The 16,711-nt window shown below is 50.6% G+C and carries 14 protein-coding genes; 11 read left to right on the top strand and 3 right to left on the bottom strand.

Features of this window, described 5'->3' with window-relative positions; all coding sequences use genetic code 11:
• The first annotated feature begins 147 nt into the window (after positions 1–147).
• The 4 genes from ACQ6WK_RS13620 to ACQ6WK_RS13605 all read left to right on the top strand — a co-directional run bounded on the left by ACQ6WK_RS13620 (position 148) and on the right by ACQ6WK_RS13605 (position 3,289).
• Positions 148–477: a hypothetical protein gene (locus ACQ6WK_RS13620; protein WP_432797928.1), complete on the top strand. Its 330-nt coding sequence runs from the start codon at positions 148–150 to the stop codon at positions 475–477.
• 235 nt (positions 478–712) lie between these two features.
• Positions 713–1,444, top strand: a complete 732-nt coding sequence (locus tag ACQ6WK_RS13615; protein ID WP_432797927.1) for a ClpP family protease — start codon at positions 713–715, stop codon at positions 1,442–1,444.
• Positions 1,445–1,658: 214 nt separating this feature from the next.
• Positions 1,659–2,966, top strand: a complete 1,308-nt coding sequence (locus tag ACQ6WK_RS13610) for an MFS transporter (RefSeq protein ID WP_432797926.1) — start codon at positions 1,659–1,661, stop codon at positions 2,964–2,966.
• Positions 2,963–3,289: a DMT family transporter gene (locus ACQ6WK_RS13605; protein ID WP_432797925.1), complete on the top strand. Its 327-nt coding sequence runs from the start codon at positions 2,963–2,965 to the stop codon at positions 3,287–3,289. Before ACQ6WK_RS13610 ends, ACQ6WK_RS13605 begins: the two co-directional genes overlap by 4 nt.
• Positions 3,290–3,353: 64 nt before the next feature.
• Here the strand turns inward: ACQ6WK_RS13605 and ACQ6WK_RS13600 are convergent, their stop codons facing one another.
• Positions 3,354–4,505, bottom strand: a complete 1,152-nt coding sequence (locus ACQ6WK_RS13600) for a S66 peptidase family protein (protein WP_432797924.1) — start codon at positions 4,503–4,505, stop codon at positions 3,354–3,356.
• Positions 4,506–4,692: 187 nt separating this feature from the next.
• Between ACQ6WK_RS13600 and ACQ6WK_RS13595 the strand changes: the two genes are divergently transcribed.
• The 6 genes from ACQ6WK_RS13595 (at position 4,693) to ACQ6WK_RS13570 (ending at position 12,750) form a co-directional block, all read left to right on the top strand.
• Positions 4,693–5,877: an FtsW/RodA/SpoVE family cell cycle protein gene (locus ACQ6WK_RS13595; RefSeq protein WP_432797923.1), complete on the top strand. Its 1,185-nt coding sequence runs from the start codon at positions 4,693–4,695 to the stop codon at positions 5,875–5,877.
• A 139-nt stretch (positions 5,878–6,016) separates the two neighbouring features.
• Positions 6,017–6,898, top strand: coding sequence for a tetratricopeptide repeat protein (locus ACQ6WK_RS13590; RefSeq protein WP_432797922.1), 882 nt, complete (start codon positions 6,017–6,019; stop codon positions 6,896–6,898).
• A 96-nt stretch (positions 6,899–6,994) separates the two neighbouring features.
• Positions 6,995–8,182, top strand: coding sequence for a UDP-N-acetylglucosamine--N-acetylmuramyl-(pentapeptide) pyrophosphoryl-undecaprenol N-acetylglucosamine transferase (locus ACQ6WK_RS13585; protein ID WP_432797921.1), 1,188 nt, complete (start codon positions 6,995–6,997; stop codon positions 8,180–8,182).
• Positions 8,183–8,352: 170 nt separating this feature from the next.
• Complete coding sequence (locus ACQ6WK_RS13580) at positions 8,353–9,255, top strand: polyprenyl synthetase family protein (protein WP_432797920.1); 903 nt, start codon at positions 8,353–8,355, stop codon at positions 9,253–9,255.
• A gap of 537 nt (positions 9,256–9,792) precedes the next feature.
• Positions 9,793–11,829, top strand: a complete 2,037-nt coding sequence (dxs, locus tag ACQ6WK_RS13575; RefSeq protein ID WP_432797919.1) for a 1-deoxy-D-xylulose-5-phosphate synthase — start codon at positions 9,793–9,795, stop codon at positions 11,827–11,829.
• A gap of 561 nt (positions 11,830–12,390) precedes the next feature.
• Positions 12,391–12,750: a hypothetical protein gene (locus ACQ6WK_RS13570; protein ID WP_432797918.1), complete on the top strand. Its 360-nt coding sequence runs from the start codon at positions 12,391–12,393 to the stop codon at positions 12,748–12,750.
• Positions 12,751–12,874: 124 nt separating this feature from the next.
• On the opposite strand, the gene ACQ6WK_RS13565 is transcribed toward ACQ6WK_RS13570, so the two are convergent.
• Positions 12,875–13,636 carry a hypothetical protein gene (locus tag ACQ6WK_RS13565; RefSeq protein ID WP_432797917.1) on the bottom strand — a complete coding sequence of 254 codons (762 nt, stop codon included), beginning with the start codon at positions 13,634–13,636 and terminating at the stop codon, positions 12,875–12,877.
• Positions 13,637–13,640: 4 nt separating this feature from the next.
• Positions 13,641–14,264 carry an ATP-dependent Clp protease proteolytic subunit gene (locus ACQ6WK_RS13560; protein ID WP_432797916.1) on the bottom strand — a complete coding sequence of 208 codons (624 nt, stop codon included), beginning with the start codon at positions 14,262–14,264 and terminating at the stop codon, positions 13,641–13,643.
• 446 nt (positions 14,265–14,710) lie between these two features.
• Here ACQ6WK_RS13560 and ACQ6WK_RS13555 point away from each other — a divergent pair, with 446 nt between their 5' ends.
• Positions 14,711–16,378 carry an SHD1 domain-containing protein gene (locus tag ACQ6WK_RS13555; RefSeq protein WP_432797915.1) on the top strand — a complete coding sequence of 556 codons (1,668 nt, stop codon included), beginning with the start codon at positions 14,711–14,713 and terminating at the stop codon, positions 16,376–16,378.
• Positions 16,379–16,711: the final 333 nt, after the last annotated feature.

The following is a 16,711-nucleotide window of genomic DNA, read 5'->3' as shown; positions in this document are numbered from 1 at the left end:
ACGATTTGAAGTTAAATATCATTTCATTCCGTGTGTTGGCACGCCTCTGGCCCCGCCGTTGTTATACCTTTCCTATCGCCCGTTTGGGAACGGCAACAGACGCAATTGAGGATTCTGGGGGATCAGTAACCACGGAGAGTAAGACGAATGGATCATAAGAATTTTCACAACGAATTTCAGGCAAAGCTAGGCGAACTTATGGGTGAGATCTCAACACTCCCCAAGGTCGAGCGCGAAAAACTCGCCAAAATTGCTGACAAGACCCAAGAGCGCCATGATAAGCTCCGTAAAACTGTTGGCGAGCTTCAGGAAAGCCTCGACTACCTCCGCCTTTCCATTAAATACCTCGTTTTTGATCTCGAGGCTACCCGTCGCGAGAACGGCTACCTCCGCAAGATGATCGAGGAGCAGCAGACCGCTGACAACGATCATGATAACACTGACGGTGACTTTAACTCCGGTGAATATGGCGTCTAATCACGCCTGAATCTAGGATATCCTTCTCGACCCACCTGCACATACAGGTGGGTTTTTCTTTGCATTCGTATTTCTCAATTCCAGTACAGCCACTCTCCCCACTGGCCGACATATTGATAGGGTCCAATATCTCGCCTTTTGGAATCCTTCTGCGCCGAGATTGCACGCCAAACAAGGATGTGCCCGAATAATATTGGGTAAGTTCGTTGTTATTAGAAAAGAGAAAGCACGACTGATGAATCACGACACAAGCAAGCAGGATGCAAATAGCATGCACCACCCTCTGATGAATATTCAACTGCCAGGCATTGCCAACGCAAACAGTTATGGGACCCAAGCCCCGCAGCCGCAAGAGCCTTACTACCCACACATGAATAACGCGCCAATCCAGCGTATGCGCGAGATGACCATCGATGAGATGCTTCTCGAAAACCGCATCATCTTCCTTGTTGGTGAGATCAATCATCAATCCGCCACCAACGTCATCATGCGGCTCCTCCACCTGCAGAACACCAAGCCTGGTGTGGACATCCACCTCTATATCAACTCCCCCGGCGGGGCTGTTGATGACACTCTCGCGATGTATGACACGATGAACTTCCTCAACTGCGACGTGAACACCTACTGCATCGGTAAAGCCATGTCAGGTGGTGCGGTGGTTCTTGCGGCCGGCACCAAAGGCAAACGCTACTCACTCCCACACGCCAAGGTCATGATCCATCAACCGTATGGCGGCGTCTACGGCCAGACCACCGACGTGCAGATCCAAGCTGAGGAAATCCTGAAGACTAAAGATCTGCTCAATAACCTTCTTGCTAGGCACACCGGCCAAACACCCGAAACCATCGCGGATGATTCTGAACGTGATAAATTCTTTAGCGCTCAGGAAGCTAAAGCATATGGTCTCGTCGACGAAGTCATCGAAAAACGTCCTGATGAAAAAAAGAAATCAACGCACAGCGGCTAATCTAGATTAGTAACAGTTCTCGGTCCTCCTCTCATCCGAGATATCAACGCCGCTTTGCAAATACAAACTTTGAGAGGTTGGAAGCACCCGTCATCCCGGTGGGTGTTTCTTTTTGTATGCTCAAAAGCCCGCTGTCATCCCTCATCAAGATCTACCATTTCACAACCGATCACAACGGGGTAGGGGTCTACCAGCGCGATCCGTGTGTAGTGTGATGGCTCAGCAAAAACCGCCTATAAAATCCATCTGCTTCCTCACTTTTTTCCTATCTGATGTACAGAACGGACTTGGGCCATACCTCGCGATCTACTTGCTTGCTTACCAGCACTGGAATGCTGCAACCATCGGCACGGTCCTCACCATCATGGGGCTCACCACCGTCATTACGCAAACACCCGCTGGGGACCTTATTGATCGCATTTATTTCAAACGTGCCGCTATCGTCTTTGCGGCGATAGTGATTGGTTTCGCTTGTATCTTCATGGTACTCACAAACGATCCTTACCTCATTACTACATACAACATTATGATCGGCGCTGTTGCATCTATTCTTCCGCCTGCTGTCGCGGCGATCACTCTTGGCATTACCGGCCCATCTTTCTTCACCAGACAAGTTGGTTTTAACGAAGCATCCAATCATGCTGGTAACGTCACCTCCGCGATCCTCTCCGGCGCACTCGCCTATTTACTTGGGCCACAAGCAGTCTTCTATCTTGTTGCCTTCCTTGCGCTTTGCGCGATCGCCACCACTGCCTTCATCAATCCTAAATACATTAATCATGATCAAGCTTGTGGCGGGATCAAACCAAGCGAAACAGGTAAGAAAAAACGGGCCGGTTTGTCAGCTCTTCTCGAAAACAAACCGCTACTTACCTTCGCGCTTTGTATCTCCATGTTCCACTTCGCTAATGCTGCTATGCTGCCATTGCTTGGGCAGAAACTTTCACTCGGGCATAATCAGGAAGCCATCACCTTCATCTCAGCATGCATTCTTGTCGCACAGCTCACTATGATCCCTGTTGCACTACTTGTCGGTGCGAAGGCAGATAAATGGGGCAGGAAGCCTATTTTTCTCGTGGGTTTTGCAGTGCTTCCGATTCGCGGGTTGTTGTTTGCATACTTAGACAATCCTTGGGCGCTCATCCCGCTCCAAATTCTCGATGGCATTGGCGCGGGTATCTTCGGTGCACTCTTTCTCATCGTCATTGCTGATCTCACACAAGGCACAGGGCGATATAACATTTCGCAAGGCGCAGCCGCAACCGCGCAAGGCATCGGCGCTTCGCTTTCTGCACTTGTTGCAGGCATCATTGTTGTTGCACTTGGGTATGCTGCCGCATTCTATTTTTTGGCCGCTATCGCACTAATAGCGTTCTTCATGCTTCTTGTTGCCATGCCCGAATCCCTCAATATAGATATAAGTAAATATACTTTTGTTATTTCAACTTACGAAGTTGACGATCCTTTGGGAGATGAATCGCGGTATGCATCGCCGATAACCAACACGGAGTCCGAAACATGAATTGGCTATATCTTGCTCTTGCGGGTCTTACTGAAATCGTTTGGGCCACCGGCCTGAAATATACGGGAAGCTTCACCAAACTCTGGCCATCTGTGTTAGTCCTCGTCTTTATGGCACTTTCATTTTGGCTGCTCTCACTTGCACTGAAGTCCATCCCAATTGGTACTGCCTACGCCATTTGGGCGGGCATTGGCGCAACTGGCGTTGCGCTTATCGGCATGATTTTTCTTGGTGATAATGCTTCACCACTCCGCATCTTCTTCCTCATCATGGTGATTATTGGGATCGTTGGGCTCAAGCTCGTCGCCATCAAAACTACGTAAAAAATGCGTGAGAAACATGATCTCACGCATCTATTTTTAATGACTAGGCTGATCCCATTTCAGATTATTCAAGTATGACTGGATCTTCAATAATACGAATCGATTTTGTCTTGCTATCAAGCTCTGCCATCACACCCATTGGCATCGACGCATTATATTTGTGATGTCCGATCCAAAACCCCTGAATCACCGGCTTATCCAATCCGCCGAAATATGTTTTGAGTAGCCTGTCCATCTTGATGCTATCTTCATCACTTTCGGTGCGTGTGAAATGACCCAACACAATTCCTGCAGCATCATCAATCTTGCCGGCTAATTTTAGCGTGCTGAACATTCTATCCAGGCGATAGACTTTTTCGCCTACATCCTCAATAAACAGGATTTTCCCCTTTGTATCCATTTCATATGGTGTACCCATCAGTGCAGCGATCAAACTTAAGTTTCCACCTGTGATCTTGCCCTTTGCCTTTCCTTTGCTCAACACCTTGATCTCATCTTGTTTATCTTTCGGTAACTCGATCGTGTAACCATCCGGCTTCTTTCGGCCATCCGTATCAACATACTGTTCCGCGAGTAACGTTCGGAAAAAATATTTCGCTGAAAAGTCACTCAAGTTTCCTTTGCTGCCAAGGCCGTACATCGGGCTTGGTGTATGGAACGTCACGATCTGCGCTTTCTTCTGAATCGCAAGATGCAATCCGGTGATATCACTAAAACCCACCACCGGTTTCGGGTTCGCGCGGATGATGTCATAGTCAAGAAGATCAATCATGCGTGTGGTGCCGTACCCGCCTGTACCGGGGAAGATTGCATCGACCGAAGGATCAACGAAAGCTTGCATGATTTCTTCCGCTCGCCGTTCATCAGTACCACCGAGATAACCATGTCGCCGGTAGATATCTGATGCAGCCTTAGTAATAAATCCCATTTCTTCCAAACGCTTGCGTGCTAGTTTTATACGTTTCTCATTCAGATACCCTGCGGGTGCGACGAACAGGATTGTGTCGCCTTTTTTTAGTGCTTTGGGTTTGATGAAGATGCGTTCTACTTGCTGGCTTGCTGCGGATTTTTTCATACCGTTGTTCTCCAGTGAACAATCATCACTCATTGGGCATCCTTCGCTGCCGCAGTCCGCCCATGCCATACCCGAGAGCAGACACATCACAATCACCGCACTCAAACTCGTACATACAACACTGAACTTAGATCGTTTCATAGAAAACCTTTGCTAGTACCCACACCAGCACGTGTTTCCCGCGGGCTTCGGCCCAAACATGACATTCATCCCACCATTGCTCACATCTCGCTCGCACAGTTTACCGCAATTGCCTCTGGATTTGAACGATATTGTCGCGGTTCTTCGCGCTTCAAGCATTTCGACTCGATGGGCCGATAAATCAGTCATGTTGCGTTCTGCGCACATCTTGATGCTCTGTGCCATTGCCCTTCTTTGTATCGGTGTGGTCATGGTGCAATCTGCGGGTATGCGTATCGGGACCATCTCTCCTGACACAGCCAATGACGTCACCGGTGCATGGACATCATTCATGACCGCCAGTGCACAATCGCGTCCGGTGATCTATGCTGCCATCGCCATTGTCGTCATGCTCATCGCCTCGCGAATCAATGTCCGTCAGTTCTTTACCTCTCGCGGATTGTCCAACCCACTCCCTTGGCTCATCCTCGGTGCACTTTCGCTGGTCGTTCTTACATTGGTGCCCGGTGTTGGCAAAAATGTCAACGGCGCTTCCCGCTGGTTGGCCGTTGGGCCGATTTCTTTTCAACCCTCTGAAATCGTCAAGTGGATCATGATCATTGCCATCGCTTATTGGTGTGCCCGTAAGCGCGGTGTGATGCATAAATTTACCTTCGGCCTACTCCCGCCACTCCTTCTTGTCGGTACAGCTTGCATGCTGATTGTCATCGAAGACCTCGGTACGGCAGCACTCATCGGTGCCGTCGCGATTGCGATGCTTTTTGCAGGCGGAGCTCGCCTTTGGCAATTGGCGCTTCTCGTCCCACTCGCTCTTGGCGGTTTCGTCGCCGCGATCATGCAATCGCCTTACCGCATCAAACGCCTTACCGCGTTTGTGGATCCTTGGGCTGATCCTGCCGGCAGCGGTTTTCACCCCATTCAATCCATGATCGCTATCGCACAAGGCGGGCTTTATGGTCGCGGACTCGGCGGCGGTATCCAAAAATTTGGCTATCTCCCCGAAGACACCACCGACTTCATTTTCGCCATCATTTGCGAAGAACTCGGCATCGCCGGTGCTGCTGTCGTCGTCACTCTCTACCTCATCATCCTCTTCGTTGGACTCTCCATTGTTCGTGAATGCAAGGATACCTTTGGCCGACTCGTCGCACTTGGTTTTCTTCTCACCATCGGTATCCAAGCTCTCATCAACATCGCTGTGGTCACCGTGATGGTCCCTACCAAAGGCATCGCACTCCCACTGGTCTCTTCCGGCGGAACCGGTTGGATTCTCACCGCACTTGCCATCGGTCTCGTCGCCTCACTCGACAACGCTCACCACTTGGCTCAGGAAACCGGCCTTGAGGCCAATCCAAATCTTTTGCCCGCCTAGGCAATCACTTCTATTCATATCCCTAGTAGAGGTTTGTAAAAGAACCAGGCCAACCGTTAAGATAAAATCTTATGACGAAGCATCATTAACTAGGTACATGTCTCAAAACTTAGTTGTTCGGTTTTGAAAAGGATCACATATGTCTTTAGATACAACCACTGGGGACGCGCCACGTTTTAATGAACATTTGGATTATAATGATCCCAAAGGTACCGAAAACAAACTAGCTTGCATGCTTGATGAGATAGCTGATGCGGGTGATGTTGATCAATTAATTGAATTGCTTACACAGATTGCACGTTTTCAAGGCTTGCAACATAAGTTTGATGAAGCTCAACAAACGCTCGATAAGGCTAGCTCACTTCTTAAAAACAAAGACTCGGTAGCGAAGGCAAGATATCTACTTGAGCAGGGGAGAAAACATCGATCATCTGGTTTGGTCGAGGAGGCGGTTCCATTTTTTGAAAAGGCCTATCAGTGTGCGCAGGCAATAAGCGAAGATTATTATGCAGTTGATGCTATTCATATGCTTGCCATTTGTGCCAGCGGTAAAGATGCGATCGTTTGGGGTGAAAAAGCGATCGCGTTAGCCGAGCAATCGAAAGATCAATATGCTCGCCATTGGTTGGGTGCGCTTTACAATAACATTGGATGGGATTGTCATGAGCAAGGTCAATACGAGCGCGCTCTTGAGTTGTTTCGCCGCGGGTTTGAGTTTCGGATGGCAAGCGGGCCGGGTATTACGACGCGTATTGCAAAATGGGCTGTTTGTCGTGCTTTGCGTTCATTAGGCCGCCATGAGGAAGCAATCGTATGGCTTAAAGAGCTGGAAATCGAATGGGAGCAAGCCGGCAAGAAAAGTGGGTTCGTGTTTGAAGAACTGGCTGAAAACTTACAATCTCTCGATGACGAGGATATCGCTAAGGATTATTTCACGAAGGCTTACAACGAGTTAAAAAATAACCCTGATATCGAGAGTGACCAGCTTGAGCGTATCGGTAAAATGGCGGGGTGCTTGTAATATGTAGCAGAAATTTGTTTGAGATGGCCGGCTTTGCCACTCAACCCTCGTTTACCAATGTGTGCTAAAATCTTCCCAATAGGAGCAGCTATCTTTATGAGCACACGGACGATCATCTTCGCAGGCGGCGGTTCAGGTGGGCATATCTTTCCTAATCTTGCCATCTTCGAAAAACTCCGTGAGCTTCGCCCTGATTCAGTCGCACATTTCCTCCTATCTAAACGCGAGATAGATGCCGATATCGCCAGTAAGAACGATCTTTCTTACGCAGCCCTTCCTGCATCCCCTCTTCGCATGCGGCCCCGTGATCTTCTCGATTTCTATCGCAACTACAAAGCTTCTGAAGCACAAGTTACTGCACTGATCAAAGGCATTCAGCCTCGCGCGATGGTTGCCACCGGCGGTTTCGTCTCTGCACCCGCCGTCAAAGCCGCACGCAAGCTTGGGCTCCCTGTTGCATTGGTCAACCTCGATGCCGTCCCCGGCAAGGCAAACAAATTTACCGCCAAAGACGCCACAGAAATCTTCTCCGTTTACCAGACCGGTGATCTTCCACGCGCCCGCCAGATCGGCCTTCCCCTCCGCGCTTCCGCCAAAGCACAACTCCCTCAGGCGCTTGCCCGTGAACAGCTTCATCTTGATCCTGATATGAAAACACTTTTGGTTTTTGCCGGCTCACAGGGTGGCCGTACTCTCAACGAGATGATGATCGAGTTTGCCTCACGTACGAACACGCGCAACTTGCTGGGGCAAAAAAACATTCCGACCACTCAAGCGCACCATAACGCCGAGCCGCGCAACTGGAACAGGATTGAGAACGACCAAAATGAAGCTTCTAGCGGTTGGCAAGTGTTGCATCTGACCGGTCCGGATGATCGTGACCGTGTCGCCGAGGCCTATGCGCAAGCTGGCATTCCCGCCCGTGTCGAATCCTTCTGTAATCAGATGCATCTTTGCTGGGCTGCCGCAACGCTTGGGATCTGCCGCGCTGGAGCTGGATCGGTCGCTGAGGTGTGGACCAATCATGTGCCGACGATCTTCCTGCCGTATCCCTTCCATAAAGACAATCATCAGTTCGCCAACGTTGAGCCGCTGGTTGCCACCGGCGGTGCGATGGTTCTCAAGGATCAGGCCGATGCGATCGCCAACGCATCCCAACTCGTCGGTGCGATCAAGTCACTCATGACCAATGCTGCTCAGCGAGAGCGCATGCGCAACTGTCTCGCCGACACCCAACCTGATGACGGTGCCGCCACGGTTGCTCAGTGGATTCTCACCGTTTAGTTGTACTATTGATGGGGTGGTCCCGGGGCATGAAGATACGGGCAGAAGGCGATGCACTGCAGATTATGGTGAGCATGTGAGTATGAATGAGATGTACAAGGGGGGACGCCAATTGTCCCAAAGCCCTTGCCTCCGTATACTGCCGGATCGAAACACCATTGGGAAACAATATGACTGCGAATCCGATGAGCGTGAAAGATATTGATATCAAAGACATTATGAAGCCAGCAGCCGACGTAGAGGCCTACGTCAACAGCTTCCTCGAGTCCCGCCCACTTCCCCAAAACCTCCTCGAGGCGTGCCAGTACGCCCTCCTCGGTGGCGGCAAACGCCTTCGTCCCATCCTTGTGGTTCGCGCCTGTGAAGCCGTCGGCGGCCACCTCGAAGATGCACTCCCACCCGCTGCAGCCATTGAAATGATCCACGCTTTTTCACTTGTCCACGACGACCTGCCTGCCATGGACGATGACGATCTCCGCCGTGGTCGTCCCACACTCCACAAACACACCAACGACGCCATGGCCATTCTTGCCGGTGATGCACTTATGGGGCTCGCTTTTGAACTGATCTCGACCCGTGTGGGCAACACCGCTCTTGCCGGCCAGATTTTTCGTGAACTTGCTATCGGCACCAACGACATGATCGCCGGTCAGGTTTATGACACCCTCCCCGACTTCCCCAACGGTACAGAAGACCTCGAAAAACTCGTCACCATCCATCGCAACAAGACCGGTGCCCTCCTTCGTGCTTCCTGCCGCATGGGCGCAATCGCTGGTAGTGCTTCTGCCGAGCAACTCGCCAGCCTCACCAAATACGCCGATGCCATCGGACTCATGTTCCAGGTCGTCGATGATGTCCTTGATGTCACCCAAACCACTGAACAACTCGGCAAGACTGCTGGTAAGGATGTTGAGCAAGATAAGATGACTTATCCAGCTCTGCTTGGGCTCGAAGCATCCAAAGAAGAAATCACTCGCCTCCACCTCGAAGCGACCGAGGCCTTGAAAGATTTTGATGCCGGCGCTGATCCGCTCCGCAAGCTCGCTAGCTTCATGGCTGTCCGCGAAAAATAATCCTCATTTCCCTTTGCCCCACTCACACTGTCTGCCACTTCTCATCCCAACCGTTGTATTGTGTTTTCTGCCACAAGCCCGCCACCGCCAGTGGCAGGGAACCACGATAGATCTCTCTAAATCTCGTTCTGAGAAGCTAAGAGTCCACAGGATCTGGCGTATCGACCCAGATTGCTCCTGAGTATCTTTCCTAACTTGCCATGCAAAAGATGCTTACAATTCTTTACGAATTTCAGACCAGAGCAAGACGGGGACGATAAAGAGGGTTAAAATGTGGCTTAATATGAGCAGGGGCGTTTGACATAGCCGCCGGGATGTGTGAACTTAGCCGTTTGGACAAATATATGACTCAGGCCGGAAACAACAATCACCGCATTTCTACCAGCGAGTTCCCCTCGCTGTTTATGCAATGCAGGGGTTTCTGCCGCAAGATTAAGGGCAAAGCGGTCACGTGGATGAAGACCAGCGCGTCATTTTGATCTCTCTAGGTACGTTGAGATCGTGTGCGCGCCCGCCCAGAAAGAAAGGCAAAGGGACATGCCGCAGGATTTGCTGAAAAGCATCACAGGACCACACGATCTCAAAAAACTCAGCGTGGATCAACTCCCACAGCTCGCAGATGAGCTGCGCGAATGTATCTGTGATCAGATCTCACGCACCGGCGGACACTTTGCCTCCAACCTTTGTGTGGTCGAACTCACCATTGCGCTCCACTACATCTTCGACTTCGCCTCCGACCGACTTCTTTTCGACGTTGGTCATCAGTGCTATCCGCATAAGCTCCTCACCGGTCGCCAGTCTCTTTTCCCAGACCTCAAAACAAAATCTGGTATGGCCGGCTTCCCTGAGCCCCGCGAATCCGATTTCGATCTCTTCTCCGTTGGGCACGCAGGCACCGCTATCCCCACCGCCGTCGGTATGGCCATTGGTGACCAAGCTATCGGCGAAGGACATCGCCGCGCTGTCTCCATCATCGGCGACGCCTCTATCATCAACGGCGTCTCCATGGAAGGACTCAACTACGCCGGCACACTCAACCGACAATTCCTCACCATTCTCAACGACAACGGCATGGCTATCGGCGATCCGCAAGGCGCCATTGCACAGTATTTCGATCGCGTCCGTGTTTCCCACGCCTTCGACGACATCAAAAAACGTGGCAAAGAGATCATCGACCGCCTTCCCGGCGGGTCCTTCATCGAAGACCTCTACCAAAAATCTTCCGAGATGTTTAAAGCCGCCGTTTCTACCGATCACATGTTCGAACACTTCGGCCATGTCTGTATCGGACCCATTGATGGCCACGACATCCCCACGCTCCTCGACATCCTCAACGATATCAAAGATGTCGAAAAGCCAATCCTCCTGCACGTCAAAACCGTGAAGGGCAAAGGCTATCACCCCGCTGAGGGCGATCCTTTCCGTTACCACGCGCCAAAGCCCGGCGTTGTCAACAACTCCGAAGAAGCAAAAGCTTGTGAACCAGCCGTTCCCGAAGGTATGGAAAAATCTGACTGCCAAGTCGTGAAGAAAACTGCAGGTAAATCTTTCACCGCGGCGTTCAGTGATGCCATGATCGATATCATGAACCGCGATGAAAAAGTTTACGCCATCACCGCTGCGATGCCCGATGGCACAGGTCTCGACAAAGTACAACCACACTTCCCCGATCGTACCATTGACTGTGGCCTCGCCGAATCACTCGGCATGGACATGGCGGCTGGTATGGCCAAGTCAGGCCTCAAACCTTTTTACGCTGTCTACTCAACCTTCTCACAACGCGCTCTTGACCAAACCTTCCAGGAAGTTGCTTTGCAAAAACTCCCCGTGCGCATCTGCATGGACCGCGCAGGTTATGTCGGCGGTGATGGTGCTGCCATGCACGGCTTCATGGACATTGCTATGAACGCAGTCTTCCCCGACATCGTGATGCTCGCGCCAAGTGATGAGCAGAACTTTGAGGCCGGTCTCGAATTCATGCGCAATTACGACGCTAACGCAACGTTCATCCGCTATCCGCGCGACACCGTTGCTGAAGTTGAACTTCAGGAAGACGCGCCGCCGTTTGAGCTTGGCAAGGCAAACCTGATCGTCCCAGCCACAACCGACAAACCGCATGCCGCCATCCTCGCCTATGGGTCGATGGTCTATACCGCCAACGAATCTCTCCAAACCCTTACCGATCAAGGCTACGACATCGCGCTGTATGATGCACGTTTCGCCAAGCCGATCGACATTGATCTGGTGAAGCAGTTGATCGAGGCCGGCACGCCGATCATCACCGTCGAAGACCATGGCATCGTCGGCGGGTTTGGCACGATGGTTCTCGAAGCCTGCAACGAGCTTGGCCTGCCTACGCACAACATCAAACGCATCGCCCATCCTGAAAAATGGATGTACCAGGATTCACGTGCGGGGCAATTGAAAGTAGCCGGCCTTGATGCAACATCCATCGCCTCCACCATCCGCAAGTTTTTGGATGCACAAAAATCAGATGCTTTCGGTGGCACAACGGTTTCTGCCGCCGACGAGATCGACCTTCCCGCCGATGCTTCCGAGCACATTGCTAAGTAGGCGATCAGTCCCAATGATTGGCCCCGCAAGTGAGATCAATTCAAACAAACCCTTCCCAATGCTGCGCCACTCCGCAGCGTTTTCATACATATAGATCCAATACATATCTACACTAGGCTGCAACAATCTACTACGATGAATCGGACAATCTGGAAGCGATGTGATGCAAAATGATTCAGAATATTCAGAACGATTCAACCAAATACTTAGTATCTTGATTTTCAGTTTTAGTTTTCTGTTTTTGGCATGTATCGCCATTGTAATATTAATATTAATTGGCTACGGCATTTATCAGATTAAGGTCATAGATGAACTGTGGGCATTTTCAGTACCCGCTCTATTGTTTCCAATTTTCTTGATAGTGATATGTTTTTTAAGTTGCCACATTGCTCGGTATGCTGGTTACACGATTGAAAATAAGAACGGATAATGATGGTGGAGTCAAAATGAATCAACCTAATTTCAACCCTTCTAAGTCCACTGTGTCTGCCGTGGTTGAATCATTTTAATATAACTCCACCTTCGGATGATCATAAAGCTATCTCTTTCCGGAAGCCTACCATGCCGCAAGATCGAAACTTCTCCAAGTACTGCCGCAACTGTTTTTATCCACTCGATCAACTTGGTCATCACGAATGCCCAGAATGCGGCACGCTCTTCGACCTCGACAATTGGCGGACATGGTGTGACAGGCCACCAGTATCTCCTTGGCATGAACTTTTGATGCCGTTGGGACGATACGTTTTGACGTTTTTCGTATGTTTCACCTTGACCGTCGGGGTCTTGTTTCTGTTGTGTGTTGCGGTCAAGCGTTTTTTTGATCTGGAATCTGATACATTCAATGGACTTGTTTTCTTTGTTTGCTTTATATGTGGCAGCATCCTTGCCAGCGCGATCAATGCGGCTCTTTCCCGAGCGTAAGATCGCGGGGCAGCTCCACCTTAAATCATCATGCGGTCATGTCGTCAAATAAAAACCCGCTCACCATTCAGCTTGCGGGTTCATGTATTCCAGTCATCTGACCATCAGTTAGGTCATGCCATCTTCACTCGCGCGGTTGCGTTCCTGCCGCCTCATCCACAGCGCCTTTAGCATCATCATTCCCTGTGGTGCTTTCAGGAGCAGGGGATGGCATCGCTTTGAGTGATCCCATGTCCATTTCATTCACACCCAGTGGCAGCTTATGCCGCACGACCTTAATCGCTTCCTGAGCCGAGAATCGTGCGCCGGTTTCTGCTTGTAAGAACATCACACGTAGCGTGCAATCATATTCACCTGCTGGCATGCCTTCTGGCAAATTAGCTTTGAGCGTGTAATGCGTGCCGGTGAAATTCGACCGGTACGCTTCGTCCCATGCTTTGGCGTTGTACCGTTTGTCTACCAGCAGCCGCGGCTCGCCTTGGTTCGGGAGATAAACGACCTGCAAGAGCGCCTCGCCAGCGACAGGCATCATTCGCCCTTGCTGATCTTCTGTCTTCACATACGCGATTACTTCCGTGTCGCCGACTTCGCCACGTGTGCTCACTGGCCCTGTATATCTTGCCAATTCCAAGCGCACCAATACCGGCGGCTCTGCGCCCGGCAACGGATGTTTACCCGCTTCAACCTGCTGGCGAAGTGCTTGCACCTCTGCCTCACGAAGATCAATCCGTTCCGTCAGATCTTTCACTTCCTTGCGCAGCTCAAGATTCTCTTTCACGATCTGGCCCGTCGTCTTATTTCCACCCCCCACGGTCACGCTGCAACCGCTGGTCGCAACGACCATCATCACCGTCAACAGAATCTCAATGCCACGTCTTTTCTTCATTGTTTTATTCGTTCTCTGGCAAGTGCTTCAAGATGTCATCGGCAACACCATACGCCACAGATTCCTCAGCATCAAGCCATTTATCACGTTCACAATCACGTGCCACCGTCTCCGGATCATTGCCCGTATGCTCAACCATCATCTGGTACAAACGTTCACGTGTCTTGAGCATTTCTGCTGCCTGAATGGAAAGGTCTGTTGCTTGGCCTTCACTCACACCACCGAGGAGCGGCTGGTGCAGCAGCACGCGACTGTTCGGCAATACGTGACGATGACCCGCCGCGCCCGCCATGAACAGCATCGCACCCATCGACGCCGCAACGCCGATGCAGTAAGTCTGAACCTTCGGCCGGATAAACTGCATCGTGTCGTATACACCCAGGCCCGCGCTGACACTGCCGCCGGGGCTGTTGATGTAAAAATGGATATCGCTCTTCGGATCTTCATTAGACAAAAACAGCAGCTGCGCCACGATCAAGTTCGCGCTGTCATCTGTCACCGGCCCGCCCAGAAACACAATCCGGTCCTTCAGCAAACGTGAATAAATGTCATACACCCGCTCGCCGCGGCCAGTCTTTTCAATCACCGTTGGTACCAGTGGCATACTCGTTCCTTCTTCCTGATCCAAAACTTTGCTATTCGTTAACCAGTCTCTTGATGGCAGCGGTCCAGCGTCCCGGTATGGCTTATAAGCCTCGCGGTGCCGCGACCGTTACCTATCTATCGGTCAACTGGCTGTCTGATCAAACACTTCCTGAATATCGACCCGCAATTGTACCCGCCCCCACTATTCCCTGCCCATTCCGCGCCCTACGTCCCGATAACTGCTCTTGCTCTACCGGCGATCCCCAGCCGTGATTGGACCGCTCCTGCTTAACCTCCGCCGCCGGGTCTTTATGCCATTTTTTTCAGTATTAGACCTCTCTCCTCTTTTGAAATGAACTGCGTTCATTTTCCCGGCATGATCTCGCTATTCTGCTTGCGAACTGCGGTCGTACCGTTTTACACTAGATGTTTTGAGTTCAACAAGATCTCGCAACCCATCACCCGCCCATTTTTTCCGGAGCAGCTCTAATGAAATCGACTTTGATATGCTTCCTTGGCCTTCTGGCCTTCTTTTGTCTTCCCACGCTACTTTCTGCGGAGCTCTACACACCTCCCGAAGATGCTCCCGCCTATTCCCTTTCCTCGCCGCAAATAACGACCGACAATTTTGGTCGCCCAGCCATCACAATCAAGTACACCCGCAAGAAAGCCGGTAGCTACGGTGCCACACTCGTCACTTTTAACAAAGATCAAACCTCACCCGTTCACTTCGCATCACTCAACGAAAACGCCGGCACCATTCATCTCCAAAAAATGCACAGTTTTGGTAGCCAACAGCCAAATGACATCGGCTTCTACATCACCTCATTCGTCAAGCTCGCTGACGAAGTGCCTGTAACCTTCCTCGTTTCAAACGTCGTTCATATCGGCAACCCCGGCAAATCCATCACCGCTCAACGTTGGGACGAAAGAATCACAGCAGCGTATGAAAAACATCTTCGTGGTTTTGAGCCACCCGCTTTTCTCCCTGAAGGCCACCGTTATATTAATGACGACATCGAACTTCTACCGGGGATGCCCGTGAAAGTTGGGCGCTTCGGTGAATGGAAAGATGCCGAGTACATCTGCGACGCGCCACGTATCAAAGCGAAAGTGCTCCTACCCGGCCGTGAAAAAACGATCACCGTTAAACGCAAGCAATGGCTCGCCATCGCGTCAGCTACACTCGAACAAGCAAAAGTAAACCCCAAGCAGTTCACCCCAAGTATCCAGATTATCGAAGGCTCAGATAGTCCTATCCCCGAAGGCATGGTCCCTCTTCCATCTAATACCAAGCTCGTCATCGGTACGCCGTTATACCAAGATCAACTCGGTTGGAAAAAATGCTTTGTTGCCTATGCAAGTGGCAATAACGTCACCATCCGCAGTGAAAATAATCTTAACCCCGCATTTGATAAAGATAAAAAATACAGCGAACTGCTTATCGAAGAAAAAACGCTTAAGCAGCTTGAACACCCCAAATCATCATTTAGTAAGTTTGCAAAAAACCTGATTCCCCAAAAAACGTCCCAAAGAAAACGATTCAAAAAAACGCCAGAGCAGGCGTTGCTTCTTAAAGGTGGTTATGCCTTTGCCCGTCCACTTGCTCGTAAAGATCATCCAATCCGCGATAGGATTCCGTCTTCCGCTCAGCCTCTCCCCCACGGCATACCCCTTCCCGCAGGCACGCAACTCCAAGCTTGTTTCTTTCGAGATCTCGAACCTGTCACCGTGCTTAGCACCAATCATGATGGTTCTGTCAACATCCACTGGGATGATCGCAACGACTCGTGGGACTGTAGCCTCACTCGCGATCAGCTCGTTATCTCAAAACGTATGCTCAGCAAATTAAACGCCGCAACCAAAAGAGCCGCCCGAAAGGAAACCTTGCAACAAGCCAAGCAGACCGCAGCACTCATCAAAGAACTTCAAACCAACCTTCGAACATGGACCGACTCCTCCGGCCAGCACCGCATTCAAGCCACATTCCTCCGCCGCACCGAGGACAATACCGTTGTTCTCCTCACGTCCGACAGCAAGGAAATTGTCCTCCCCTTCAATAAACTTTCCGAAGAAGATCAAGCTATCCTTACTCCTATACCCGCTGAAGTTGAAAACCCCTTTAAAACAAGCGAAAACACAAATCCTTTCGAGTAAGTCCGCTATCAACATCCAACCATACACAAGGCCAAAGGGAGAGAGCTTTGGCTTTTTTTGTCTCTCTTCGCTACAGAATCGTCGCATACGAAAGCACCCTGATCCCTCTTCTCACCACCATCATCTGCATGTTAACGATCGAGATATGCACTACATCCCCAAACGTACACACCATTCATCCAGAGTACATCTTATCTACTCAGTAGTTGTCGCATAAAACCCTGTTTTCAGTCTGTTTTGTCGTGTGACGTATATTCAAATGCCGTTTCATACTCGATTGTCACCCACCACATCAAATACATTCTTCAAGTGTAGGCCGGATACATTTTCCTT

This window comes from Poriferisphaera sp. WC338, assembly GCF_050931845.1.
In the GTDB taxonomy this organism is placed as follows: Bacteria; Planctomycetota; Phycisphaerae; order Phycisphaerales; family Phycisphaeraceae; genus Poriferisphaera.
The sequence above is the reverse complement of the archived record's forward strand: the minus strand, read 5'-3'. Positions and strand labels throughout refer to the sequence as shown.